This is a genomic window from Bacillus sp. AF62 (assembly GCF_050312695.1).
GTDB classification, from domain to species: domain Bacteria; phylum Bacillota; class Bacilli; order Bacillales; family Bacillaceae_G; genus Bacillus_A; species Bacillus_A cereus.
The window spans coordinates 1-24,671 of the sequence record NZ_JBNPJZ010000002.1 but is presented as its reverse complement, the minus strand read 5'-3'; the positions used below and the strand labels follow the sequence as shown (position 1 = coordinate 24,671).

Genomic DNA, 24,671 nt, shown 5'->3' with positions numbered 1-24,671 from the left:
AAGATCATAATTAGGAAAGATTGCTACTTCTAAAATCAATATACCCTTACTGTTCCATTTGTTTCGCTAAGAAACTGGCAGCAGTATTAACCGCTTTATGCTCGATTTCGCTTATAATAGCTTCTTTTGAAAAAATAATGACGGCTCCAATTGGGTCTCCGTTTGCAACAATCGGTCCAACTGTATAAGAATGAACCTTTTCTGTTACACCATCGATAATGGAAATATCACTTTCGTCCGTCATAATAACAGACTTTCTTTCTTCCATCGTTTTTTCGATTAGATCGCCAACACTTTTATTTAAGTATTCTTTTTTCGATACGCCTGATACTGCGATGATAGAATCTCGGTCACAGACAAGCACATTATGTCCTAAGCTGTCATATAAAGCCTCAGCATATTCCTTTGCAAAATCACCTAGTTCACTAATTGGAGAATACTTCTTTAAAATTACTTCTCCATCGCGATCAACAAATATTTCTAGTGGGTCTCCTTCTCGAATACGTAAAGTTCTACGAATTTCCTTTGGGATTACTACCCTGCCTAAATCATCAATTCGACGTACGATTCCAGTTGCTTTCATTCTAATGCTGCCTCACTTTCTACTGATGATCAAAGTGGTGAATTTACCTGTTCATGTAAAAATCACCAACTGTTAGACATAGTATTTTACACATTAGTTCTTCTATGCACGTCGAATTGTATTTTTTTATCTTATTTTAGGCATTTATTACTTCTTTTTTCACATCTGGTAAGCCTTTTAATAAATTTTCAGCAATTGTTAACCACTTCGATGTCTCTAAGCCATTTGTTTTCATAACAATTTTCAATTGTGATCCTTCCATTCCTAGACCGATCATACGCCCAAAACTATTTCCGAGCATGAATAATTTTCCACCATCAATATTTTGACTTGCTTGTTCAGAAAACAGGAATGTTACTTCAAATTTATTTTGCTTAATTAACTCAATTTGTTCTTTCATTGCCAACACTTTAATATTTGCAATTTGTAATAAATAACCAACTTCTTGTGGGTAATCACCGAATCTATCGATCATTTCTTCCTGCAATTCTTCAATATCCTCAATTGCAGAAACACCTCTAAATTGTTTATACATCATAATTTTTTGCTTACTATCTGAAATATAAGCATCTGGTAAGTATGCATCTACCTCTAAGTCAATTTCAACATTAACTGTATTTTCAGCTCCATCTGTTCCTCTTCGCTGTTCAATTGCATCTTTTAACATTTGAGAATATAGATCAAATCCGACAGAATCAATAAACCCATGCTGTTCTGCTCCTAACAAATTACCTGCTCCACGAATAGATAAATCTCTCATCGCAATTTTGAAACCAGATCCAAGTTCTGTGAACTCTTTAATTGCTTGCAGACGCTTCTCTGCAACTTCTGATAGCACTTTGTCACGTTTATAGGCAAAGTATGCATATGCAACACGATTAGAACGTCCAACACGCCCACGAAGCTGGTACAACTGTGATAACCCCATACGATCTGCATCAAATACAATTAACGTATTTACGTTCGGAATATCTACACCCGTCTCAATAATTGTTGTACTTACAAGAACATCATGCTGTCCTTCTAAAAATGATAGCATAACAGACTCTAATTCACTTTCGTTCATTTTCCCATGTGCGTACGTTACGCGAGCATCTGGAACTAACATCGAAATTTCATCTGCTTTTCTTTCAATATCCTCTACACGGTTATATAGGAAGTAAATTTGACCGCCTCTTGCAAGCTCTCGCTCTATCGCCTCTCGCATTAATGCTGGATTATACTCTACTACATACGTTTGGACTGGGAAACGATTTTCTGGCGGTGTCTCAATAACAGATAAGTCGCGCACACCAAGCATAGACATATGAAGCGTCCGCGGAATCGGAGTTGCCGTTAATGTTAATACGTCAACATTCGCCTTCAATTGTTTAATTTTTTCTTTATGCGTTACACCAAATCTTTGTTCTTCATCAATAATAAGAAGCCCTAAATCTTTATAAGTGACATCTTTAGATAAAATACGATGTGTTCCGATTACAATATCTATTGTGCCATCCTTTAAGCCCTTAATCGTTTCATTTTGTTGTTTTCTCGTACGGAATCTACTTAATAATCCTATATTGATTGGATAATCTTGAAAACGCTCTCGAATTGTTTCATAGTGTTGCTGCGCAAGAATCGTTGTCGGTACTAAAATTGCAACTTGTTTTTCATCCATAATTGCTTTAAATGCCGCACGAATAGCCACTTCCGTCTTTCCATACCCTACATCACCACAAAGGAGCCTATCCATCGGGCGTCCGCGTTCCATATCTTTTTTAATCTCGTCAATAGAACGTAACTGATCCTCTGTCTCTTGATATGGGAAAGATGATTCGAACTCTTGTTGTTCTGCCGTATCTGGCGTATATGCATAGCCTTTTGAAGCTTCGCGCTCAGCATATAGTTTAATTAGGTCATCCGCAATGTCTTGTACAGATTTTTCAACTTTCGTTTTAACCTTTTTCCAATCATTTCCACCTAATTTGTAAACTTTCGGATCCTTACCTTCAGACCCTACATATTTTTGGACTTGATCAATTTGTTCAATTGGAACGTATAACTTATCATTACCTTGATATTTAATATTTAAATAATCTTTATGAACACCATTAATCTCTAATGTCTCAATACCTAAAAATTTACCTATACCATGATTTACGTGAACTACATAATCTCCAACTTTTAATTCCGAATAACTTTTAATACGTTCAGCATTCGATAACTTTTGTTTACGTTGTGATTTTTTAACTTTCTTATGAAAAAGCTCCTTTTCAGTAATGACAACAAGCTTTTGCATCGGCATTTCAAACCCTGCATGTAAATCACCTACAGCAATTTGTAGCCTTCCAGGCAATAAGATATCTGTGCCTTCTACAATATCTGCCTCAATATCATAATCACTTAAAATATGTTGTAATTTCTTCACACGTTCATCATCTGTTCCAAGTACAACAGTCGTAAAATGCCCTTCATTCCATCTATCAATTTCTGTTTTTAACAAATTCATCTGTCCATGGAAATCTTGCATTGTTTTACATGTTACATTTACAATATTTTGCGGATGTGTGTGTGCGATATGACGCAAGAATAACGTTAAATATACAAAACTTCTTTTTTTATGATGAAGAAACCCCTCAAATGCGTGAGAGAAAGATAAATCTTGAATAATTGTTCCTTCACCAAGAAGTGATATATACCATTCCGCCTCTTCTGTTTCAAGATGTGATGCTGTTTCTTGAATACGGGAAATCTCATCTAAAATTACAACACCATCTTCTGGTAAATAATCTATCAGACTAGCAGGTTCTTTATAGAAAATAGATAAGTATTTAAACATCTGTTCTATACTTTGCCCGTTTTTCAACATCTCAATTTCATGACTTACCGTCTCAAGCACTGTAGTCTTTAGTTTATCATCAGAAAGTTTTTGCATCGTCTTAGTCAAACCTTCTTCAAGATGCTGAATTCCTGATTTTAATTCTTCCTGTGAAAATAAAAACTCTGTTGCCGGACCAAACCTAACGCTTTCTTTTTTACCTTGAGAACGCTGTTCATCCACATCAAATAATCGAATAGAATCGACTTCTGTATCAAAAAATTCAATACGAAATGGTAGTTCTTCAGTTAAAGGATAAATATCTAATATTCCCCCGCGCAAACTGAACTCCCCTGGAGCTTCTACCATCGACTTACGTTCATAGCCAATATGATGTAAAGTATGCAAGAGCGCATCTAAATCAATCTCTTGCCCTAGATTGATTTCAACTTGCTTTTGCTTCCACAATTCTTTTATTGGTAAAAATCTTCGCAATCCTGCCACTGGCGCTACAATGATTCCATTCTCTCCCGCAGCCAAGCGATTTAACACTTCTATACGTTGCGCCTTCAATTCTGGACTTGCAACCCCAATTTCCGATGCTATCAGTTCATTCACTGGATATAGCCACACATCTTTTTCACCAAGTAACGCCACTAAATCTTCATGTACTTTTTGTGCTTGGTATAAGTTATGTGTAACGATTAATTGTGATTTTTTTGTTTTTTTATATAAAGCCGCCATTAATAATGAACGCGAAGACGTTGCCATCCCTGATATAAGTTGTTCTTTTAACCCATCTTCTAATCCATTAATAACCGATTGTATCTCTTCATTTTTATAAAATTGCTCTAATAAACCTATCATTTTTAAAACTCCTCTCAACATAAAGAGCAAGTCATTCTATTTTATGCAAATATTTTGGAAAAGGAAAACAGAAAAATGCTTTGGACATGCCAAAGCGACAACATTTTATTGCAGAAATTTTTCATACTCATAATACTCAGGATAAGATGCGAGCGTTTCTTGACACGATTCACAAATTGTTTTTATATATATATTTCCATTCTCATGAAAATGAATCATCTCTACTACTTCCTGCTCTGTTAGTTGAAATAAAACGTCGCTATATACTTTTTCTGCGTTAATGGAGCCTACATTACCTCCGCAGTGTCTGCAATAATAATACCCTTCCATACTAGCCTCCTAAAAATTCAATTACTACTAGTATGGGTAAAACAAAAGAGAAATATTCCCAATCTCATTTTTAACTATTGAAAGTATTCATGATTTGGAGAAAAGGCTTATTTAGCCACTCTTCACATGCATCCGCTGCTTTTTCAATAGAATGGTTAACATCCGGAATCTCTTCAGATGTAAAGCGTCCTAATACATAATCGACTACCTTCATTCCATTTTTCGGGCGATCGATTCCCATACGGATACGTTGAAATTCTTGTGTTCCTAGGTGCGAAATCGTTGACTTTACACCATTATGTCCACCAGCACTACCTTTCATGCGAAGACGCAATTTACCTACAGGAATGTCTAAATCGTCGTACATAACAACGAAGTCCTCAACATCAATTTTATAATAATCCATGAGTGGACGAATACTTTCCCCAGATAAATTCATATATGTTAGCGGCTTTAATAAGATTACCTTTTCTCCATTAACAAACCCTGCACCAAATACACCTTTAAATTTTTGTTCATTCAAAGAAATGTTCCAACGCTTCGCAAGTTCATCAATGGCCATAAATCCAATATTATGCCTTGTTAATTCATATTCTCTACCTGGGTTCCCAAGTCCTACTATCAATTTCATTCTTGTACCACTACTTTCTTTTTTCGATACGAAAAGACGTAACCAAAATTGGTTACGTCTCATTCTATCCAATTAATTGAATAATACACTCACAGATTCTTCTTCGTATACACGAATGATTGCTTCTCCAATTAATGGAGCAACTGAAAGTTCATGTACTTTGTCGATTTTCTTCTCTTCTGGTAATACGATAGAGTTCGTTACAACTAACTCTTTAATATTTGAATTTTGAATACGCTCAATTGCTGGGCCAGATAATACTGGGTGTGTACAGCAAGCATATACTTCAGAAGCACCGTTCTCAACAAGAGCGTTTGCTGCTAATGTAATTGTACCAGCTGTATCAATGATGTCATCAATTAAAATCGCTGTTTTGCCTTCAATATTACCGATAATGTTCATTACCTCTGATACGTTCGGACGAGGACGACGCTTATCAATAATAGCGATTGGCGCTTTTAGACGATCTGCCATTTTTCTTGCACGAGTTACACCACCATGATCAGGAGACACGATTACGATATCTTTAAGACCTTTTGTTTCAAAGTAATCAGAAAGAATCGGTACACCCATTAAGTGGTCGATTGGGATATCAAAGAACCCTTGAATTTGTGGAGCATGTAAATCTAGAGTGATTACACGAGTTGCACCTGCTGTTTCAAGCAAGTTTGCTACAAGTTTCGATGTAATTGGTTCACGAGAACGCGCTTTACGGTCTTGACGCGCATAACCATAATAAGGAATAACAATATTAATTGTTTTCGCAGATGCACGTTTTAATGCATCGATCATAATAAGTAATTCCATGATATGTTCGTTTACTGGGAAGCTTGTAGATTGAATAATGAATACATCGCAACCACGGATACTTTCTTCAATGTTAATTTGAACTTCTCCATCACTAAAACGATCAACAGAACATTTTCCTAGTCCTACTCCAATATGCTTTGCAATCTGCTCAGCAAGTTCCTTATTAGAGTTTAAAGAGAATACTTTCAAATTAGAATTTAGATATTGAGTCGACATCTAGATTAACCCTCCACATTATGATTTTTTCTTATTCAGCAATTGATCAACATAGTCTTCTTTGTTAACTTGACGTGCACGTGCTACCGATAATGCTTTTGATGGAACATTCTCTGTAATTGTAGAGCCTGCTGCCACATAAGCACCATCTTCAACTGTTACTGGAGCAACAAGGTTTGAATTACATCCAATAAATACCCCATTACCAATCACAGTTTTGAATTTATTCTTACCGTCATAGTTCACCGTAATTGAACCACAACCAAGATTCACGTCTTCTCCAACTTGTGCATCCCCGATATAACTCAAGTGTGAAGCTTTACTTCTATTACCAAAGACAGTTTTTTTGATTTCCACGAAGTTTCCAACGCGTACTTCGTCTCCAATAACTGAATCTGGGCGAATGTGTGCAAATGGACCAACCGATACTTCTGTACCAAGTTTACTATCATGTACAGTAGATTGACGAATTGTCGTACGATCTCCAATTTCACTATCACGAATTACTGTATGTGGTCCAATTTCACAATCAGAACCAATTACAGTGTTCCCCTCAATAATTGTTCCTGGATGAAGAACTGTATCACTACCGATAATTGCATCAGCAGAAATATAAGTGTTACTTGGATCAATAATTGTAACACCATTTACCATGTTCTTTCGGTTGATACGGTTTTTCATAATAATTTCCGCTTGCGATAGAGCGACTCTGTCGTTAACACCTAACGTTTCATCGAACTGCTCTGTTTGATAAGCTGATACGATATGACCTTCATTTTTTAAAATCTCAATAACATCTGGAAGGTAATATTCACCTTGTACGTTATCATTTGAAACTTTAGAAAGTGAAGCAAATAAAGCCTTATTATCAAAACAATACGTACCTGTATTGATTTCTTTAATAGCTAATTCTTTCTCATTTGCATCTTTATGCTCAACAATCTTTTCAACATGACCATTCTCATTACGAACAATACGGCCATATCCAGCAGGTTCTTCTATGTACGCTGTTAGCACCGTCGCCATTGCTCCCGCTTCTTTATGTTGCTGAAGTAATGCTTCCATCGTTTCAGCAGTTATTAGCGGCGTATCCCCACAAATAACTAAAGTTGTTCCTTCTTCATTTGCAAGTACACTTGCAGCTTGATCTACAGCATGTGCTGTACCAAGTTGTTCTGCTTGTAATGCAAACTCACTTACGTTTCCTAGCTGTTCTTGTACCATTTCAGCACCATGCCCAACAACCGTTACAAGTTTCTGCAATCCTAATTGAGATACTTGATCGACTACGTGTTGTACCATAGGTTTTCCACATACAGGATGCAGCACTTTGTATAGCTTAGACTTCATACGTGTGCCTTTACCTGCAGCTAGAATCACTGCAAATCTGTTTGACATATAGACCCTCCATCGCAACCTATTTATCCATTAAAGATATTATCCTAAATCATCATATATTTCAAGAAGCACATTTTAACTATTAAATTTTACCATAATTCTTATAAGATGTTTTACTCTTTAGTATCTTTTTTAAGAAATAAGCTATACTATTTAAAATGATTTTGAAAAAATTAGTAGTTTCTTCTTTTTATGTTAATGAATTATGAAATTTTCAAATATAAAGCAAAAAAACAAACTCCTGTAAATGCTTACAGGAGTTTGCTACAAAATTATAAGGCTTTTCGTCAAAGCCCTTTTCATTCGAATTTTACGAAGCACCTGCTTCTTCAAACTCAACCTCTTCTAACTCGCCTAAACGATGATACTCTGTTAAAACCGCATCTTGAATTTTAGAGCGTGTACCAGAATTAATCGGATGTGCAATGTCACGGAACTCTCCATCTGGAGTACGTTTACTTGGCATTGCTACAAATAATCCATTATTACCATCAATTACACGAATATCATGAACAACAAATTCATGGTCCAAAGTAATAGAGGCAATTGCTCTCATGCGGCCTTCTGTGTTTACGCGGCGTAATCTTACGTCAGTCACTTCCATCTTGTGTTCACCACCCTTTTCTAAATAAGCGATATATTTGTATAAATTCCACAAATTTTCTATTTTCCCTTTAATTTTTTAAAAATTTTTAAGATAAAAATTTTTAATGTAGTTGAATATAGAGATTAGTGGAGGTTATCGCTTACAAAAGGTTACTTAACTAGGGCGATTACTTCAATTTCAACGGAAACATCTTTCGGTAATTTTGCTACTTGCACACAAGATCGAGCTGGTTTATGAGTAGAGAAATAAGAGCTATATACTTCATTCACAGCATTAAAATCATCCATGTCCTTTAAAAATACTGTTGTTTTTACGACTGTATCAAATGAAGCACCCGCTTCCTCTAATACCGCTTGTAAATTTTGAAATACTTGTTCTGTTTGTACTGTTACATCTCCTGTTACAAGCTCCCCATTTTTCGTTAATGGAATTTGTCCTGAGCTATAAAACATATTATTTACAATAATCCCTTGTGAGTAAGGTCCAATCGCTTGTGGTGCCTTGCTTGTTTGAACAACTTTCATACTTTTCACCCTTTTATTATTTATTTTACTCTTTAAAAATAGTGTACGAAAGGCAGTTTGTCCATCTATTTTATAATCTATAAATAAAATAAAAAAAGATAGAGCTATCTGCTCTACCTTTTATTCAGCCTCTACAAGCCCTTCATCAAATGGTGCAAGAGAATAATTCCCTTTTTCCACTTGAATCGTTTTTTCTTTCACATCAACTTCCGATAGACGAATTAATGATACAAAATTATTAATTAGTCGTTCTTCAATATCTGTGGATTCTACTAATACACCAATACCAACAACATTAGCCTTGAACTCTTCTAACATACTCATCATACCTTGAATCGTTCCACCAGCTTTCATGAAGTCATCAATAATTAAAACATTCGATCCTTCTGGAAGGCTGCGTTTTGCTAACGTCATTGTTTGAATTCGTTTAGAAGAACCCGACACATAGTTAATACTAACAGTCGGACCTTCTGTTACCTTATTATCTTTCCTTGCAATTACAACTGGTACATCTAAGTAATTTGCCACTGCATAAGCAAGTGGAATCCCTTTCGTTGCCACTGTCATAACCGCATCAATTGATTGCCTAGCAAAAACAGAAGCAAACAAACGACCTGCGCCATTAATATGGCGAGGATTACTCAATAAATCTGTCATGTATAAGTAACCGCCAGGCAAAATACGATCTGGGTTTTCAAATAAGCCACAAAGCTCATCAATAATTAGATCTGCCTCTTCTTCACTTATATACGGTATATATTTCACTCCTCCTGCTGCTCCTGGTATCGTTTGCAATGTGCCGACCCCTTGTTGCTCAAACGTTTGCTTAATAATAACTAAATCCTCACTAATGGAAGACTTAGCCGATTGATACCTTTCAGCAAAAAAAGTGAGAGATACTAGCTGACGAGGGTTTTGTAGCAAGTAATAAGTCATATCGACTAATCTTGTACTTCTTCTAATTTTCATACTCTCACCTCAAATCACGAATATTCTAAACAAATCATAACGTATTATACGTCTTTATTCAAGCGTTTCTCGCTCTCCTAATAAACGTACCGCATAGACCTGTTCACAAAATCCTTTTAATCCGTTATAAATGCGATGCATTCGAGAATCATGGTGTACAAGTCCAAATACAGTTGGACCACTTCCACTCATCAATACAGCATCCGCTCCGAATCGCTTCATCTGTGATTTAATACGTGCAACTTCAGGATGCATTCCAAATGTTACATCTTCTAAAACGTTACCAACAGTATCACAAATCCCTTTATAATCTCCAGAATTTATGACATCAACCATTTTATCTACATTTGGATGTGTAACTCGATTTAACTTTAAATTTCCATACACATCAGCAGTAGATACACCTATATGTGGTTTCGCTAAAATAACCCAACAAGAAGGCGGAGTCTTTATATGCTCAATTTTCTCTCCTCTTCCAGTGGCAATTGCTGTGCCGCCGTATACACAGAAAGATACATCTGATCCAATTTCTGCGCCAAGCTCTGCTAACTCATCAATTGTAAGCCCTAAATTCCATAATTTATTAAGACCACGTAATGTCGCTGCTGCATCACTACTTCCACCTGCTAATCCAGCTGCTACTGGAATCGTTTTTTCAATAGTAATAGATACACCTTTTTTTACATTAAACTTCTCTTTTAATAATTTCGCTGCCTGATAAGCTAAATTTCGTTGGTCGTCTGGGACATACCGATTATGGGATAAAATTTCAATACGGTCTTCTGCTAATTCCGTTAGTTCTAGACGATCTGCTAAATCAATGGTTGTCATAATCATTTTCACTTCATGATATCCGTCTTGTCTTTTTCCCAGTACATCTAACGACAGATTAATCTTTGCTGGTGCTTTCACTAGTAGCTTCAATCTATTCACCCACTCTATGTACTCAATCTTTTATCGTTTATTTTACCATAAATTTATAGTAAGACGATGACACTTCCCTAATTATAACGAAAAGCATTCAGAATGAAACTACTTATGTAAAATGATGGCACCTTTTAGAGTACAAAAAGCCGAGGAATGTCTCCTCGGCTACCGTAGCATAGAAAGTATCTTACAACTACTGGTTTCGTTTCATTAATTGCTGTTCTGCAATTTCTATAGCACGTTTCACCATGTTACCAGCATCTTTCGCACGAATTCCGCCCCATCCTTCTTTCTGAACAACATCATAAAAACCAAGCTCTTTTGCTAGCTCTTCTTTAAATTGGTTTGACATGACACCTCTTCGTCTACTCAATGCAGAGTCCCTCCTTATTTTGCTACGGTATAGTTAGTATGCAAAATAATATAGCTTTTCATTTATGGAAATATATGTAATGATATACGGATTATAAAATGACCTCATCATGAGGGTCTCCATAAAATGTTAACTCTACTGTCTCTGTTAAAACATCTGCATAACTATAAGATACACGTTGCAACGCATCTTCTTGTTGATCCAATTGTACAACAAAAACAGAACGGTATGTTTCTGCTAGTACACCTGATTGCTCCACAGTTTTTCTTCTTCCACTATTTGCTTTTAACATAAGTCGCTGTCCAAGATGGTGATCTAATTCGCTTTTAATTTCATCTAAACGTTTTGACATATACTTCGCTACACCTCGCTGTAATTTAGATTGAACACTTAAAACACGATATATCTATCCTAATTATTAACCTCGATTCACAGCTAATATCATCTTGCGTTTGAATAGATAGAAGAAATACTATATTGTAAAAGTATCATTACGTAGTCTGTACGTTCTTGTCTCTTTTTATCCAAATTCATTTAAATCCTTCCATACAAAAAAGCAAGATACATATGTACCCTGCTTACTCTTCGTAATGTTGAAAAGGTAATCCCGTTCGTAAAATCCCTCTCGTTTCAATTCCACCTAGTCCCTTTTCACCAGTAATTGTATTACGTACGACATCCCATACATTGACTCTCTCCATAAATGAAGTAAAACTAATTTTACCAACTACATATACAGGATCTAGTGCATGAATATTAATTCTAGATGGTGAACTAGCGAAATTGGCCCCTGCACGAATTAGTGCCTCAAAGTGCGATTGACATGCCCCAGCAAAAATAACAAGTTGATCCAATGATGGATATTTTTTTCGCACTTCTCGAACAGCCTGTACAAAATGCCTTGAATGCCTATATGCCGCTAAATCTCCCTTCACTCCTTTCGATTTTGTATATGCATCATGCCCCGTAATAACGAGAATGTCTGGGCGAAAGTGATCTATTAAGTCTACTACTTTTTCATGCATCTCCGTTTCTTTACAATGAATACCTTGTACAGGAACGCCAATTTTGTTATATAAGTCTAAGCACTTGCGCAAATATAAAGGGTCTCCATCTATATGCAATACACGTCCCGGCATTTGAAAATAATTCACCTCACTTGTGTATCCACCAGTTGAAGTATGTTCATGCCTTTGTTTCATTAACACATAATCTTGTTGAAACAAACGATACGTGCGCTCCATTGTTTCTTTCTCACGCTTCACCCTTTTTTTATGTTCTCGTTGATCTATACTAATTAAATCTTCAAGTGGCGCATCCGCCACCAGTCTAATTTCCTCTCCAAACAATATAGCTATCTCGCCTTTTATTTCTATAATACGAAAAAGAATATCCCTCTTATGAGAATATCGTTCCACTAATTCTCCAACATGTAAAGCCATTCTCCTACCTCCAAACTCATTAGGCCATCTTACCTGTTTTTAAAATATGAATTTAGAGGGAGAAAGGTGACAAAAGGGACAGTTCAAGTTGAACTGTCCCTTTCATATTCTTATGATAATTTATGAAGAACCAATGCATTACTTAATGTTGCAAACTCTTCAATAGATAGCGTTTCGCCTCTTCGCTTTGGATCAATTCCTACTTCTGTTAAAATTCGATCCAATAATTCCTTATCTTTCGGGAAACCATTTAAATTATTTGATAAATTATTCATCAAAGTTTTACGGCGCTGTGCGAAACTTGCTCGTACTACTTCAAAGAAGAATGTTTCATCTGTCACCTCTACAACCGGTTTCGGACGCTTTAGAAGGCGAATAATTGCAGAATCAACATTTGGCTGTGGTACAAACACTGTACGCGGTACAGTCATAACTGTTTCAACTTCTGTATAATACTGAATAGCAATCGATAAAGAACCATACTCTTTCGTTCCAGGTTTAGCAGCTAAACGATCTCCAACTTCTTTTTGCATCATAACAACAAATCCACGAACTGGTAACTTTTCTTCAAGCAATTTAAATAAAATTGGCGTTGTAATATAGTATGGCAAGTTAGCTACTACCATTACATCTTGCCCTTCTTCAAATTGCTCATTAAATACTTCATGTACATCCGCTTTTAGTACGTCTTTATTAATAACTGTAACGTTACCATATGGTGCTAACGTCTCATCTAAAATTGGTAATAGTCTTTGATCAATTTCAAAAGCCACTACTTTTTTAGCACGCTTCGCTAATTGCTCTGTTAATGCACCGATACCTGGTCCAATTTCAATTGCACCACTTTCTGAACCAATTTCTGCATGATCGACAATACGATTTAATACATTTGTATCAATTAAAAAGTTTTGTCCTAAACTTTTTTTGAATGAAAATCCATACTTTTCAACAATGTCTTTTGTACGATTTGGCGTTGCGATATCCTTCATTTTTTTTCCTCCTGTATTACTTGCTTATAAGCTTCTCCAAATGATTCCTTTGAAACTTGAAACATCTGTAATCGTTTATGTAACTGTTTTGCATTTGTATAACCAATCTTTAATAGCTTACCCATTCTTTCTCTGCGGCTCTTTGCCATTTCTCCGCCCACTAAGCCTGCATCGACTAAATCACTCCAACTAATTTCACTTGTATAAGCTTCCATTTCTTCATGTATATTCTCTAGAGCACGGCGAATCGACTCATTAGAAGCATGTTCGATCCCAACTCCCTTTTTCCTTTTAGCAAGCGCTTCTTCCTTCGGTAAAAAGGCATGCTTACAGCCGGGAACCTTGTCAGAAATAATTTTTCGAATACGCTCTCCAGGATAATCTGGATCTGTGAAAATAATAACGCCCCTTTTTTGCTGCGCTAATTTAACTTGCTCAATAACATGATCACCGATTGCTGAACCGTTCGTTTCAATTGTATCCGCATCAACAGCACGCTTAATCGCAACTGTATCATCTTTACCTTCTACAACGATAATCTCTTTTATTTTCATGCTTGCCTCCACACTCGTTTCGTCTCTACTTAGTAAAACAAAAAAATGACGACTTTTCCATTATTATTTTCCTCATTCTTATATTTTAAAAAATAGAATAGAAAAATCTTTGTTCTCTGTCCTTATTGTAACACTTCATCATTCACATTTATTTTCTTCATCACTTCTACTAGTGTTTTTTCAAAATAAAAAAGAACAGGTTTCCCCATTCTTTTTTATTCAACACCAAATAAAGCTTTTGCATTTTTGGTTGTCATTTCTGCTACTTCCTCATAAGAAACACCTTTTAAATTCGCAATTTCTTCTGCTACGAGTTTTACATAACTCGGTTCATTTCGTTTCCCTCGAAATGGATGCGGCGTTAGATATGGACAATCCGTCTCTATTAACAATTTCTCTAATGGAATCTCCGTAGCAACCTCTTTCGGCTTTTTAGCGTTTTTAAATGTAACTGGTCCGCCTAACGAAATTAGAAAGTTCATATCAACACATCGCTCTGCTACTTCTACGCTGCCGCTAAAACAATGCATAATGCCTCCTACTTCAGCTGCATTCTCTTCTTCTAGAATATCAACAATATCTTGAGTTGCATCGCGATTATGTATAATAATCGGCAATTTCACTTTTTTCGCTAATGCAATTTGTTTACGAAATACTTCTTTCTGTATTTCTTTTGGAGACTTATCCCAATGATAATCTAAACCCATTTCTCCAAGTGCAACGACTTTAGGATGAGAAGCAAGTTCTTCTAACCAAGCTAAATGTTCTTCTGTCATGTCAATTGCATCAACTGGATGCCATCCAACCGCAGCGTAAATAAAATCATAAGCTTCAGCTAATTCCATCGCCTTTTTTATCGTTACTTCATCAAAACCAACAACAACTGTATAAGTAACTCCCGCTTCTTTCATTCGGGCAATAACTTCTTGCAAATCTTCTTCAAATTGCTCTGCATTCAAATGCGAATGTGTATCAAACAACATAATACATAACTCCTTTTATATTGAAATCAAGTTTATTCTACAAAAATAAGTTCTTTAATAACTTAACGATAACAATACTACAATCTTAATGCAAAAATAGAGAATGTAAAAAGAAAAAAGACGCTTCACACATGTTACACGTGAAACATCTCTTTTCTTGTCTTAATTACTTGATTTTTGTACCATTTGGTAGATTTTGGTCAATTGATGCTAATGACAATACACCATTCTCTTCACCCGCTAAAATCATACCTTGCGATAATTCACCGCGTAATTTTACAGGTTTTAAGTTTGTTACACAAATAACCTTTTTACCTTTTAGGTCTTCTGGCGAATAGAATTTTGCAATTCCAGAAACAACTTGACGCTTTTCTGTGCCTAAGTCTAGTTGAATTTTTAACAACTTGTCTGCTTTTTTCACAGGTTCAGCAGATAGTACTTCAGCTACGCGTAATTCTACTTTAAAGAAATCATCAATTGTAATTTCTTCTGCCTTCGGCTCTTCTTCTTTTTTCTCTTCTACTTTAGGGGCAGAGCTTTTCATTTGTTCTTTAATGTACTCTACTTCCACTTCTATTTCTAAACGAGGGAAAATTGGGTTTCCTTTTTCTACTTTTGTTCCAGCTGGAATACAGCCAATTGTAGATAGACTTTCCCAAGATTTATGAGCCTCATCAGTAAGGCCAAGCTGAGCAAACATCTTGCTTGGTGCTACTGTTAAGAATGGCATAAGCATAATACCTGTTTGACGAAGTACTTCTGCTAAATGAGCCATTACGGAAGCTAACTTTTCACGATCATTCTCATCTTTTGCTAATACCCATGGTTGTGTTTCATCAATATATTTATTCGTACGACTAACCAATTGCCAAATAGATCCTAACGCTACAGAGAACTCCATATTCTCCATTGCTTCTTCTACTTTTTTCAAAGTATCTTGTGCAAACGCTACTAACGTTTCATCAAATTCTGTTACATTTGCTTTAAATGCAGGGATTTCTCCGTTAAAGTACTTATCAATCATAGCTACTGTACGATTTAATAAATTGCCTAAGTCATTTGCTAAGTCGAAATTAATACGCTCCACAAATCCTTCTGGTGTAAATACGCCATCAGATCCAAATGGAACTTCACGAAGTAAGTAATAACGTAATGCATCCAATCCATAACGATCGATTAATGTAACTGGATCTACTACGTTTCCTTTTGACTTACTCATCTTTCCATCCTTCATTAAAATCCAGCCATGAGCAAAGACTTTCTTTGGAAGAGGTAAATCTAATGCCATTAAAATTATCGGCCAATAAATTGTATGGAAACGAACGATTTCTTTCCCAACTAAATGCACATCTGCAGGCCAGAATTTTTTATATTTCTCTTCATTTGCTGTTCCATAACCTAACGCCGTAATATAGTTAGATAATGCGTCAACCCATACGTAAATAACGTGTTTTGGGTTACCAGGAACACGAACTCCCCAGTCAAATGAAGTACGAGAAACTGCTAAATCTTCTAATCCTGGTTTAATAAAATTATTAATCATTTCATTTTTACGAGACTCCGGCTGAATGAAATGTGGATTATCTTCATAGAACTTTAATAGTCTGTCGACATATTTACCCATTCTAAAGAAATAAGATTCTTCACGAACAAGTTCTACATCATGACCACTATCTGGACTTTTTCCTCCAACTACTTTGTCACCTTCCATAATTGAATCTACTAATTGGTGCTCTGTATAGAACGTCTCATCTTGTACAGAATACCAACCTTCATATTCATCAAGATAAATGTCACCTTGATCTACTAATTGCTTAAAGATTTTTTCGACAACATCTTTATGACGATCTTCAGTTGTACGAATAAAATCATCATAAGAAATATCCATCTTCTCCCAAAGCTCTTTAATTCCTGCAACAATATTATCAACATATGCCTGTGGCGTAATATTTAACTCTTCTGCTTTCTTTTGGATCTTCTGTCCATGCTCATCAGTTCCTGTTAAATAATGCACATTATATCCTTGCATACGCTTATATCGTGCCATTGCATCTCCTGCTACTGTCGTATAAGCATGTCCAATGTGTAATTTTCCACTTGGATAATAAATTGGGGTAGTAATATAAAAGGACTTATTTTCCTCTGTCATTGTTTTGGACCTCCCGAATAACCTCATATGTATTTATAAACAGTATATCAAAAACTCATATATAAAGTGAAACTTTAATCAGTGGGGTTTTTCTTCATCCCCACTGATTATTAGCCCACATCAATCGGGCTTTTACGAGCAGCCCGAATCTCACTTATCTTCTTTAAGCCAACCTAATTTTGAATTCTGGGTCTTAATGCTCGATATCTTTATCATCTATTGCTCATATTTCAAAAAAATATACAATCTCCACTTGGAATTTGTTATTTTTTTCTGAAAATATTGTAAATAATTGTGGAATTTCCTCTCAATCTATTATATATAAGAAATAAGAAATCTATAAATCTTTTTAAAAAATATAGAATTTAAGAATTGACGGAAATGTAAATGATTGGTATCATATGTCCATAGGGTATTTTGTCGAAAAATGACGAATCTAAAAATAGACTCGAAACTTATAAACTATTTATTTAGGAGGAAAAAAATTATGAAATCTACTGGTATTGTTCGTAAAGTTGATGAATTAGGTCGTGTAGTAATTCCAATCGAATTACGCCGTACTTTAGGTATTGCAGAAAAGGACGCTCTTGAAATCTATGTTGATGACGAAAAAATCATCTTAAAGAAATATAAACCAAACATGACTTGCCAAGTAACTGGTGAAGTATCTGACGGTAACCTTTCTTTAGCTGAAGGTAAAATCATCTTAAGCAAAGAAGGCGCTGAGCAAATCTTAAACGAACTTCAAGATTATATCGAAACAGCAAAATAAGCTTCTCAATTATGAGAAGCTTATTTTTTATCGACATGATAGATTTGATATACATCTCTTTTCGACAAATCTCGATCTTTAGCGACTGTTTTAATCGCTTCTTTTGAATTCATACCTTTTTCATTTATATAGTGTTCAATATGATCATATACTGAAAGAGATTCCCACCATTGTTCTTCTGGAGCAGGTTCTTCTGTTGAACCAGCTACTAAAATACAAAACTCACCACGTACTTCATTTTGCTTCGTCCACTCAATTGCTTCTTGAATTGTCCCTCGAATAAATTCCTCAAATTTTTTCGTTAACTCTCGACACAATACAATCTCTCTATTTCCCAACACTTCCTGCATCGAAATTAAAGTATCATCTAAACGATGAGGCGCTTCATAAAACATCATTGTAGTTTGTACATAACGAAGCTTTTCTAACTCCATCTTCCGTTCCTTTTTGTTTCTCTGCAAGAAACCATAGAAATAAAACTGCTTTGTTTCAAGACCGGATGCAATTAATGCTGTAAGGGCTGCATTTGCTCCAGGAAGCGGAATTACATGATATTGCTCAGCTACTGCCTCAACAACAATATCGTAACCCGGATCAGAAATACACGGCATACCAGCGTCACTAACAAGTGCTACATTCTTTCCATCCTCTAACTTCTCTAATATTCTCTTTCCACTTACTTCTTTATTATGCTCATGATAACTCGTGACAGGTGTTTCAATTTCAAAATAATTACAAAGTTTTTTCGTTTGTCTCGTATCTTCAGCAGCAATTAAATCAACTTCTTTTAAAATTCGGATTGCACGAAATGTCATATCTTCTAAATTTCCAATAGGAGTTGGTACTAAATATAAAACTCCCTTTTCATTTTGTTGAAAGCTTTTTTGTTGCCACATAGCGTTCTCCTTTTTGCATATATGCCTCTTTTTGTTTTCTCGTTAATTGCTTAAAGTAATACTCCGCTTGCATAGCTGTACGTTTATCATCATGGGTCTCTACATATTTTAAAACGACAGGAAGCCTGACGCGTGTATACTTAGCTCCTTTGCCGCTATTATGAGTCTGTATTCGTTTTTCTATATGGTTTGTATATCCAGCATAATAACTTCCATCAGAGCACTCTACCACATAAAAAAAATGCTTATTCTTCTCCATATAAAATTGAACGTATCTCCTTTGTATATTCGTTATTGTTCTCATATACAACGAGAGGTGGTAAAATTTTTAAATCTGCATTTCCATCCTTAATTCCTTCAATTAACAATGTATTTGCTTCTTTTCCAACCTTAGGATAAACAAATCGCACACGCTTTGGTTCAATTTTATATTTACGCATTAATGTGACAATGTCGAGTAATCGCCCTGGACGATGTACAAACGCCACTTTCCCACCTTGTTTTACTAACTGACTACTTGCAGATACAACATCTTCTAATGTACACATAATTTCATGACGAGCTATCGCTAAATGTTCATTCATATTTTTCTCTGAAGTTTGAGGTGTTTGAAAATATGGTGGATTACATGTAACAACATCATATTGATGACGTCCGAGTTCCTCTGGCATATCTTTCAAATCTCCATGTATGAGGTGAATTCTTTCTTCCAGCCCATTATATTGAACACTTCTTACTCCCATATCATATAAGCGTTCTTGAATTTCCACACCAGTAATCTTTCCTTTTGTTCTTGTACTTAATAGAAGGGGGACAACTGCGTTACCTGTACACAAATCAAGTAAATTCCCCTTTTGAATTGGTACCCATGCAAAATCTGCTAGTAAAACAGCATCTAAAGAAAAATTAAATACTGATGGGCTTTGTATAATCTTCATGTCTTGCGCTAATAAGTAATCTAAACGTTCATCTTCATATAAATTCATATACTGCTCCTTTTCTTACCCTTAACCTACCCTATTTCATGTATAAAAAATTACCTTTCCAATTATAATTGGAAAGGTAATTTCACTTTTTATTTAAGAATGACAGACAGAACAAACAATCTCCCTCTTTACGTACACTTCCATAATGTAGATTGCAAATATGAAAACCTTCTTGATACAGTCTCGCTAAATTGTCATAGCCTTCACCAATATCTGTCTTCGGCTTCACTTCTTTACGCTTTTGAGTTTTTTGTTTTTCTTTATTCTGCACTTCTTCAAAACGGTGTCGCAAATTGTTATTTTCCATTTTTATATGCTGGTTTTCTTCCAACAACTCTGCAAGATGCTGTTTTAACTCTCCCAACTGTTTGTATAAATGTCCAATTTGCTCTTCCATACTAGAAACCGATTCAAAAATATCTTTTTTCTCCACAAGCACCCACCTCATTAATCTGTGGTTTGACTCGAAACGACCCCTTTATTCACTAACTCATCTAACGTATATTCTACTATCCGTTCCTTGTCTACTAGTTCCACTTGAATTAATCTTTCTAAAATATTTAATCCGATCACACGGCCAGTACCATGCGGGGTTTGTATACGTTGATCTAAATCAGGAAGTTGTTCCTTTGCTGCCTCATATTCATCATTCTCATATTTTAAGCAACACATTAAGCGACCACATAAACCAGAGATTTTTGCAGGATTTAATGATAAATTTTGATCCTTTGCCATTTTAATGGATACAGGTTCAAAATCTCCTAAAAAAGTAGAACAACAAAGCATACGACCACATGGACCAATACCACCTAGCATCTTCGCTTCATCACGAACACCAATTTGTCTTAGTTCAATTCTTGTTCTAAAAATTGCCGCTAAGTCCTTCACTAGTTCGCGGAAATCAATCCGACCATCCGCAGTAAAATAGAAAATAATCTTATTACGATCGAATGTATACTCTACATCTACAAGTTTCATATCAAGATTATGCTCTACTACCTTTTGCTGACAGACTTGATATGCTTCTTTTGCAGCATGTTTGTTCTCTTCAACAATGGTACGATCATTTTCATTTGCAATACGAATAACCTTTTTTAGCGGTAATACAACGTCGTTTTCATCAACTTGCTTTTTGGTAATAACTACTTTTCCGTATTCAATACCTCTTACCGTTTCTACAATAACAAACTCATTTTCAGAGATATCGAACTGATTTGGATCAAAGTAATATACCTTTCCGGCCTTCTTAAAGCGAACACCTACTACATCATACAAAACGGTCATCCCTCCTGCAACCGCAACACTAACTGTTCGAACACAAGCTGCGCATTTACATTAGCGTTGATTCTATTTTTTGCCTCTAATATATTAAAGAGAGCTGATACAATGCGCTTCTGAGCATAGGAAAACGATTCAAACATCTCTTTCTGCTCATGAAAAACAAGACGATCTTCTTCTCCAAGTTGAACATATAGTAAATCCTTATAAATAAGGAGTAACATATCTAACCCTTGCTGTAATTGTTCTTTCTCTCCAAAGTGTTTTCCCCATTTTTCTTGTACAAAAAAAATAGAGGTTTTATCTTTTTCGAGCGCTTCACATAATTTTATCACTAAAGCTCGTGCTTGTGCAAACCATTCATCACTACATAAAGCTAAAGCTTCATCAAAACTATTTGTGAGTTGAGCAGCAAGTGTCGATAAAGATGCTGTAATACCTTCTTCCTGTAATCTTCTAATTAAAGATTCTGTAGGTAACGGTCTAAACGTAACAACTTGGCAACGAGATAAAATCGTATTTAAAATTTGATGACTTTGTTCAGTAAGTAAAATAGCGGTTGTATCACTACTTGGTTCTTCTAAAAATTTCAAAAGTGTATTTGCCGCATTTGCCGTCATACGATCTGCGTGCTCAATAATATATAATTTTTTATTTGCCTCTAATCCTGTTTTTGAAAACTCTTCTTGTAAATCATGAATTTGCTGCTTCTTAATAGATAATCCGTCTGGTTTTACAATATGTAAGTTAGGGTGGTTACCTGAATCAATTCGCTTACAATTTGTGCATACATGACAGGGCTCTACTCCATTCCGCTGAGAACAGAGGAAACTCTTTGCCATTTGAATTGCTGTCGCAAACTTTCCCGTACCTTTCCCTCCCTCTAACAAGTAAGCGTGGGATATACGCTCTTTTGCAATGCTATTCATCAACATTTTTACACCGATGGGTTGTATAGCAGAAAGCTGCTCCCACGTCTTCATCATAATGCATACCTCACTTATTTCATTCTTTCCTTCTATTATAACAATTTATCTTCTATAATCTGAACAACTTCTTCTATAAGTTTTTCCATCGGCTGATCAGCATTTACCAATACAATACGCTCCGAGAAACGTTCTACAACTTGTAAATACCCTTCGCGCACACGTTTATGGAAAGAGATATCTTCCATATCTAGTCGATTTACTTCACGTCCTGCATCTTTTTCAATCCGAGCCAAGCCAACCTCAGGCTCAATGTCTAGATAAATTGTTAAACTAGGCATACAGTCCTCTGTTGCGAAACGATTTATTTCAAATACCTTATCCATACCCAATCCTCTTGCATAGCCTTGATATGCTAAAGAACTATCTATAAAACGATCACATAACACGAGATAGTTCTCATTAAGTGCTGGCATAACTTTTTCTACTAAATGTTGTCTGCGCGCAGCAGCATAAAGAAGCGCTTCTGTACGTGCTTCCATCATCGTATATTCTTGTTTATGTAAAATCGTCCTAATGTCCTCAGAAATTGCAATACCACCTGGTTCCCTTGTCGCCATTACCTTTTGTGCTTTTTGTTCAAAATATGGCAATAAGCTTTTAATTAACGTTGTTTTACCTGAACCTTCTGGGCCTTCAATTGTTACAAATAATCCCTTCATCCTAAAACCTACTTTCTATATCATACACTTTCATATATTTCGTATTACCTTGAAAACGAGCTCCTGCTCTCTCTAAATACATAATTTGCTCTTTATGCTCTGAAGTAATTCTCTCTCCATACATAACCAATGGAATCCCAGGTGGATACGTAATCACCATTTCTGCCGCTATCATTCCAACAGCCTCTTCTATAGATACTATCCTTGTTCCATATCTTTCTAGTTGTTTATACGTATACGGCAACGGAGAGAATTCACCTTTATAAGTATAACGAATAGATTCCCTCTTGTCTTTCACGTCATAATGTTGCAATGCTACTCGGATCATCTCTATAACCTTCATATACCCCTCATTTGCTTGCAGGGGTAAAATAAATAGGACATTGTACGGATCAGCCATCTCTGTATATATACCGACCTTTTCAAATACGGACTGTAATTCGTACCCTGATAACTGACAACGAGTTTGTACGGTAACCTTTAACTCGTCTTGCAACGGATATTCTAAAATGGCGATTTGGGGAATAGAACGTAACCGTTCCTTAAATCTCCGTAAAAACTCAACAATTTCACCATGACCTTCTTCTTTTATACGCGCCATTGTAAAGCGTGCTATATCCAGGGAAGCCATAATTGGATACGATGGACTACTAGATTGTAGCATACTTAAATAAGTAGTAACCTTCTCTTCGTCTACTAAGTGACTATTTATATGTAAATAGGAACCCATTGTCATTGCGGGTAATGTCTTATGTGCAGAATGCACTACAATATCTGCACCATATGTTAACGCTGATTTCGGGAATGGTTCTCCTAAACAAAGATGTGCCCCATGTGCCTCATCTATCAAAACAGGAATTTCATGTGCATGAGCAAAAGCGATGCTTGCCTCTAAATCCATCCCCATACCATAATAATTAGGATGCGTTAGAATGAGTGCTTTCGCATTTGGATATTTTCCAATTGCTTTCTTAATAATTTCATTACGAACTCCCACTGGTACATTATAAGTTTCATCAATCCATGGATCTAAAAAAATGGGATTTGCTCCCGCTAGTTTTAAACCATTAATAATTGATTTATGACAATTTCTTTGTACAAGAACAATATCATGTTCCCCACAACAAGACAAAATCATCGCTAAGTTCCCGACTGTTGAACCATTAATTAAAAAATAACTTTTCTTTGTATCATACACTTCAGCCAATAATTGTTGTGCCTCATCTATACATTCAAACGGACTATGCAAATCATCTAGTCCTGCTAACTCAGTTACATCAATAGATAGAATATCTTTAAACTCTCTTATTGCCTTCTGAGGGAAGTTTAAACCATTCTTATGACCTGGGACATGAAAGGATAACAGCCCTCTTTCTTTAAACTCGATTAACGCCTCATATAAAGGCATATGATTTTGATTCATCTACATCTCTTCCTTATTATTCATTCTCCATCTATTATACAGAACAAAAAAAATAATAGGCATATGCCTATTTAAAAATATGATACTTCTAATTTTCGAAGTTGCTTTAAATAATGTATATATTTCGGATCATCTGTCTCTGTATTCACCATATCCTTTTCACATTCATAACATATTAAATTATTATAAACATATATACCTTCTTTTCTTTTTGTCTCACAAACAATACAAACTTCACTTTGTAATTTCATAACCTTCCCTCCCTATTTAAGTGAACCTATTTTATACTTCTAATCCTTAACAATTTCTAGAAAAATATACACCCATCTCTTATATAATATGATTAACTCTTGGGCAACGTGTTTGTATTACCATTACTTCTTTCCCATTCTTTTTAACAATACAAAAAAAACACAAGTCAAAAGACTTGTGTTTTTAGTTGCTTGGCGACGTCCTACTCTCACAGGGACAAGGTCCCAACTACCATCGGCGCTAGAGAGCTTAACTTCCGTGTTC

27 protein-coding genes are annotated in these 24,671 nt (G+C 35.6%); 1 reads left to right on the top strand and 26 read right to left on the bottom strand.

The window, feature by feature from the left end; translation table 11 throughout:
- Window positions 1-46: 46 nt before the first annotated feature.
- The 17 genes from spoVT to metG all read right to left on the bottom strand — a co-directional run bounded on the left by spoVT (window position 47) and on the right by metG (window position 17,152).
- Window positions 47-583 carry a stage V sporulation protein T gene (gene spoVT, locus ACQRBL_RS00225; RefSeq protein WP_000648306.1) on the bottom strand — a complete coding sequence of 179 codons (537 nt, stop codon included), beginning with the start codon at window positions 581-583 and terminating at the stop codon, window positions 47-49.
- 136 nt (window positions 584-719) lie between these two features.
- Window positions 720-4,250, bottom strand: a complete 3,531-nt coding sequence (mfd, locus tag ACQRBL_RS00220; RefSeq protein ID WP_000579684.1) for a transcription-repair coupling factor — start codon at window positions 4,248-4,250, stop codon at window positions 720-722.
- 105 nt (window positions 4,251-4,355) lie between these two features.
- Complete coding sequence (locus ACQRBL_RS00215) at window positions 4,356-4,580, bottom strand: anti-sigma-F factor Fin family protein (protein WP_000399438.1); 225 nt, start codon at window positions 4,578-4,580, stop codon at window positions 4,356-4,358.
- A gap of 70 nt (window positions 4,581-4,650) precedes the next feature.
- A complete protein-coding gene (gene pth / locus ACQRBL_RS00210) occupies window positions 4,651-5,211 on the bottom strand; it encodes an aminoacyl-tRNA hydrolase (RefSeq protein ID WP_000767702.1) in 561 nt (186 codons plus the stop codon).
- Between the two features lie 72 nt (window positions 5,212-5,283).
- Window positions 5,284-6,237 (bottom strand): ribose-phosphate diphosphokinase, encoded by a 954-nt coding sequence (locus tag ACQRBL_RS00205; RefSeq protein WP_000107420.1) that lies wholly within the window; start codon window positions 6,235-6,237, stop codon window positions 5,284-5,286.
- Window positions 6,238-6,255: 18 nt separating this feature from the next.
- The gene (gene glmU, locus ACQRBL_RS00200; protein ID WP_000071039.1) at window positions 6,256-7,635 is read right to left on the bottom strand and encodes a bifunctional UDP-N-acetylglucosamine diphosphorylase/glucosamine-1-phosphate N-acetyltransferase GlmU; all 1,380 of its coding nucleotides are present in this window, start codon (window positions 7,633-7,635) and stop codon (window positions 6,256-6,258) included.
- Window positions 7,636-7,945: 310 nt separating this feature from the next.
- Window positions 7,946-8,239, bottom strand: coding sequence for a septation regulator SpoVG (gene spoVG / locus ACQRBL_RS00195; protein WP_000454041.1), 294 nt, complete (start codon window positions 8,237-8,239; stop codon window positions 7,946-7,948).
- A 152-nt stretch (window positions 8,240-8,391) separates the two neighbouring features.
- Window positions 8,392-8,766, bottom strand: coding sequence for a RidA family protein (locus tag ACQRBL_RS00190; RefSeq protein ID WP_000869824.1), 375 nt, complete (start codon window positions 8,764-8,766; stop codon window positions 8,392-8,394).
- A gap of 120 nt (window positions 8,767-8,886) precedes the next feature.
- Window positions 8,887-9,735 (bottom strand): pur operon repressor, encoded by an 849-nt coding sequence (gene purR, locus ACQRBL_RS00185; RefSeq protein ID WP_000702467.1) that lies wholly within the window; start codon window positions 9,733-9,735, stop codon window positions 8,887-8,889.
- A gap of 54 nt (window positions 9,736-9,789) precedes the next feature.
- On the bottom strand, window positions 9,790-10,659 hold the full coding sequence (gene ispE, locus ACQRBL_RS00180) for a 4-(cytidine 5'-diphospho)-2-C-methyl-D-erythritol kinase (protein WP_000772104.1): 870 nt from the start codon (window positions 10,657-10,659) through the stop codon (window positions 9,790-9,792).
- Between the two features lie 196 nt (window positions 10,660-10,855).
- Complete coding sequence (gene sspF, locus ACQRBL_RS00175) at window positions 10,856-11,035, bottom strand: acid-soluble spore protein SspF (protein ID WP_002094215.1); 180 nt, start codon at window positions 11,033-11,035, stop codon at window positions 10,856-10,858.
- 91 nt (window positions 11,036-11,126) lie between these two features.
- A complete protein-coding gene (gene veg, locus ACQRBL_RS00170) occupies window positions 11,127-11,387 on the bottom strand; it encodes a biofilm formation stimulator Veg (RefSeq protein WP_000044346.1) in 261 nt (86 codons plus the stop codon).
- 226 nt (window positions 11,388-11,613) lie between these two features.
- The gene (gene yabG, locus ACQRBL_RS00165; RefSeq protein ID WP_001173734.1) at window positions 11,614-12,477 is read right to left on the bottom strand and encodes a sporulation peptidase YabG; all 864 of its coding nucleotides are present in this window, start codon (window positions 12,475-12,477) and stop codon (window positions 11,614-11,616) included.
- A gap of 110 nt (window positions 12,478-12,587) precedes the next feature.
- Entirely contained in the window at window positions 12,588-13,466 is an 879-nt protein-coding gene (gene rsmA, locus ACQRBL_RS00160) for a 16S rRNA (adenine(1518)-N(6)/adenine(1519)-N(6))-dimethyltransferase RsmA (RefSeq protein WP_000651548.1), read from the bottom strand.
- The gene (gene rnmV / locus ACQRBL_RS00155; protein ID WP_000692837.1) at window positions 13,463-14,020 is read right to left on the bottom strand and encodes a ribonuclease M5; all 558 of its coding nucleotides are present in this window, start codon (window positions 14,018-14,020) and stop codon (window positions 13,463-13,465) included. Before rnmV ends, rsmA begins: the two co-directional genes overlap by 4 nt.
- Before the next feature lie 215 nt (window positions 14,021-14,235).
- Window positions 14,236-15,003: a TatD family hydrolase gene (locus ACQRBL_RS00150; RefSeq protein WP_000895840.1), complete on the bottom strand. Its 768-nt coding sequence runs from the start codon at window positions 15,001-15,003 to the stop codon at window positions 14,236-14,238.
- 166 nt (window positions 15,004-15,169) lie between these two features.
- On the bottom strand, window positions 15,170-17,152 hold the full coding sequence (gene metG, locus ACQRBL_RS00145) for a methionine--tRNA ligase (RefSeq protein WP_411996470.1): 1,983 nt from the start codon (window positions 17,150-17,152) through the stop codon (window positions 15,170-15,172).
- Between the two features lie 487 nt (window positions 17,153-17,639).
- Between metG and ACQRBL_RS00140 the strand changes: the two genes are divergently transcribed.
- Window positions 17,640-17,924, top strand: coding sequence for an AbrB/MazE/SpoVT family DNA-binding domain-containing protein (locus ACQRBL_RS00140; protein WP_000843036.1), 285 nt, complete (start codon window positions 17,640-17,642; stop codon window positions 17,922-17,924).
- 20 nt (window positions 17,925-17,944) lie between these two features.
- Here ACQRBL_RS00140 and rsmI read toward each other — a convergent pair whose 3' ends face one another.
- The 9 genes from rsmI to ACQRBL_RS00095 form a co-directional block, all read right to left on the bottom strand.
- A complete protein-coding gene (gene rsmI, locus ACQRBL_RS00135; RefSeq protein ID WP_000267824.1) occupies window positions 17,945-18,820 on the bottom strand; it encodes a 16S rRNA (cytidine(1402)-2'-O)-methyltransferase in 876 nt (291 codons plus the stop codon).
- The gene (locus ACQRBL_RS00130; protein WP_000414350.1) at window positions 18,789-19,079 is read right to left on the bottom strand and encodes a GIY-YIG nuclease family protein; all 291 of its coding nucleotides are present in this window, start codon (window positions 19,077-19,079) and stop codon (window positions 18,789-18,791) included. Before ACQRBL_RS00130 ends, rsmI begins: the two co-directional genes overlap by 32 nt.
- Window positions 19,066-19,806: a tRNA1(Val) (adenine(37)-N6)-methyltransferase gene (locus ACQRBL_RS00125; RefSeq protein WP_023520811.1), complete on the bottom strand. Its 741-nt coding sequence runs from the start codon at window positions 19,804-19,806 to the stop codon at window positions 19,066-19,068. The genes ACQRBL_RS00130 and ACQRBL_RS00125 overlap by 14 nt, the downstream gene beginning before the upstream one ends.
- Window positions 19,807-19,888: 82 nt before the next feature.
- On the bottom strand, window positions 19,889-20,239 hold the full coding sequence (gene yabA / locus ACQRBL_RS00120; protein ID WP_000412063.1) for a DNA replication initiation control protein YabA: 351 nt from the start codon (window positions 20,237-20,239) through the stop codon (window positions 19,889-19,891).
- A 14-nt stretch (window positions 20,240-20,253) separates the two neighbouring features.
- On the bottom strand, window positions 20,254-21,081 hold the full coding sequence (locus ACQRBL_RS00115; protein WP_000272429.1) for a PSP1 domain-containing protein: 828 nt from the start codon (window positions 21,079-21,081) through the stop codon (window positions 20,254-20,256).
- A 5-nt stretch (window positions 21,082-21,086) separates the two neighbouring features.
- The gene (gene holB / locus ACQRBL_RS00110) at window positions 21,087-22,070 is read right to left on the bottom strand and encodes a DNA polymerase III subunit delta' (RefSeq protein WP_000978578.1); all 984 of its coding nucleotides are present in this window, start codon (window positions 22,068-22,070) and stop codon (window positions 21,087-21,089) included.
- Between the two features lie 35 nt (window positions 22,071-22,105).
- Window positions 22,106-22,732: a dTMP kinase gene (gene tmk, locus ACQRBL_RS00105; protein ID WP_000677220.1), complete on the bottom strand. Its 627-nt coding sequence runs from the start codon at window positions 22,730-22,732 to the stop codon at window positions 22,106-22,108.
- Window position 22,733: 1 nt separating this feature from the next.
- On the bottom strand, window positions 22,734-24,155 hold the full coding sequence (locus tag ACQRBL_RS00100; protein WP_411996471.1) for an aminotransferase class I/II-fold pyridoxal phosphate-dependent enzyme: 1,422 nt from the start codon (window positions 24,153-24,155) through the stop codon (window positions 22,734-22,736).
- Between the two features lie 71 nt (window positions 24,156-24,226).
- Window positions 24,227-24,406, bottom strand: a complete 180-nt coding sequence (locus tag ACQRBL_RS00095) for a sigma factor G inhibitor Gin (RefSeq protein WP_000776279.1) — start codon at window positions 24,404-24,406, stop codon at window positions 24,227-24,229.
- Window positions 24,407-24,671: the final 265 nt, after the last annotated feature.

Bases quoted from the DNA above. Each gene is read 5' to 3' on its own strand.
- spoVT (WP_000648306.1), bottom strand. From the start codon at position 583: ATGAAAGCAACTGGAATCGTACGTCGAATTGATGATTTAGGCAGGGTA.
- mfd (WP_000579684.1), bottom strand. From the start codon at position 4,250: ATGATAGGTTTATTAGAGCAATTTTATAAAAATGAAGAGATACAATCG.
- ACQRBL_RS00215 (WP_000399438.1), bottom strand. From the start codon at position 4,580: ATGGAAGGGTATTATTATTGCAGACACTGCGGAGGTAATGTAGGCTCC.
- pth (WP_000767702.1), bottom strand. From the start codon at position 5,211: ATGAAATTGATAGTAGGACTTGGGAACCCAGGTAGAGAATATGAATTA.
- ACQRBL_RS00205 (WP_000107420.1), bottom strand. From the start codon at position 6,237: ATGTCGACTCAATATCTAAATTCTAATTTGAAAGTATTCTCTTTAAAC.
- glmU (WP_000071039.1), bottom strand. From the start codon at position 7,635: ATGTCAAACAGATTTGCAGTGATTCTAGCTGCAGGTAAAGGCACACGT.
- spoVG (WP_000454041.1), bottom strand. From the start codon at position 8,239: ATGGAAGTGACTGACGTAAGATTACGCCGCGTAAACACAGAAGGCCGC.
- ACQRBL_RS00190 (WP_000869824.1), bottom strand. From the start codon at position 8,766: ATGAAAGTTGTTCAAACAAGCAAGGCACCACAAGCGATTGGACCTTAC.
- purR (WP_000702467.1), bottom strand. From the start codon at position 9,735: ATGAAAATTAGAAGAAGTACAAGATTAGTCGATATGACTTATTACTTG.
- veg (WP_000044346.1), bottom strand. From the start codon at position 11,387: ATGTCAAAACGTTTAGATGAAATTAAAAGCGAATTAGATCACCATCTT.
- yabG (WP_001173734.1), bottom strand. From the start codon at position 12,477: ATGGCTTTACATGTTGGAGAATTAGTGGAACGATATTCTCATAAGAGG.
- rsmA (WP_000651548.1), bottom strand. From the start codon at position 13,466: ATGAAGGATATCGCAACGCCAAATCGTACAAAAGACATTGTTGAAAAG.
- rnmV (WP_000692837.1), bottom strand. From the start codon at position 14,020: ATGAAAATAAAAGAGATTATCGTTGTAGAAGGTAAAGATGATACAGTT.
- ACQRBL_RS00150 (WP_000895840.1), bottom strand. From the start codon at position 15,003: ATGTTGTTTGATACACATTCGCATTTGAATGCAGAGCAATTTGAAGAA.
- metG (WP_411996470.1), bottom strand. From the start codon at position 17,152: ATGACAGAGGAAAATAAGTCCTTTTATATTACTACCCCAATTTATTAT.
- ACQRBL_RS00140 (WP_000843036.1), top strand. From the start codon at position 17,640: ATGAAATCTACTGGTATTGTTCGTAAAGTTGATGAATTAGGTCGTGTA.
- rsmI (WP_000267824.1), bottom strand. From the start codon at position 18,820: ATGTGGCAACAAAAAAGCTTTCAACAAAATGAAAAGGGAGTTTTATAT.
- ACQRBL_RS00130 (WP_000414350.1), bottom strand. From the start codon at position 19,079: ATGGAGAAGAATAAGCATTTTTTTTATGTGGTAGAGTGCTCTGATGGA.
- ACQRBL_RS00125 (WP_023520811.1), bottom strand. From the start codon at position 19,806: ATGAATTTATATGAAGATGAACGTTTAGATTACTTATTAGCGCAAGAC.
- holB (WP_000978578.1), bottom strand. From the start codon at position 22,070: ATGATGAAGACGTGGGAGCAGCTTTCTGCTATACAACCCATCGGTGTA.
- tmk (WP_000677220.1), bottom strand. From the start codon at position 22,732: ATGAAGGGATTATTTGTAACAATTGAAGGCCCAGAAGGTTCAGGTAAA.
- ACQRBL_RS00100 (WP_411996471.1), bottom strand. From the start codon at position 24,155: ATGAATCAAAATCATATGCCTTTATATGAGGCGTTAATCGAGTTTAAA.
- ACQRBL_RS00095 (WP_000776279.1), bottom strand. From the start codon at position 24,406: ATGAAATTACAAAGTGAAGTTTGTATTGTTTGTGAGACAAAAAGAAAA.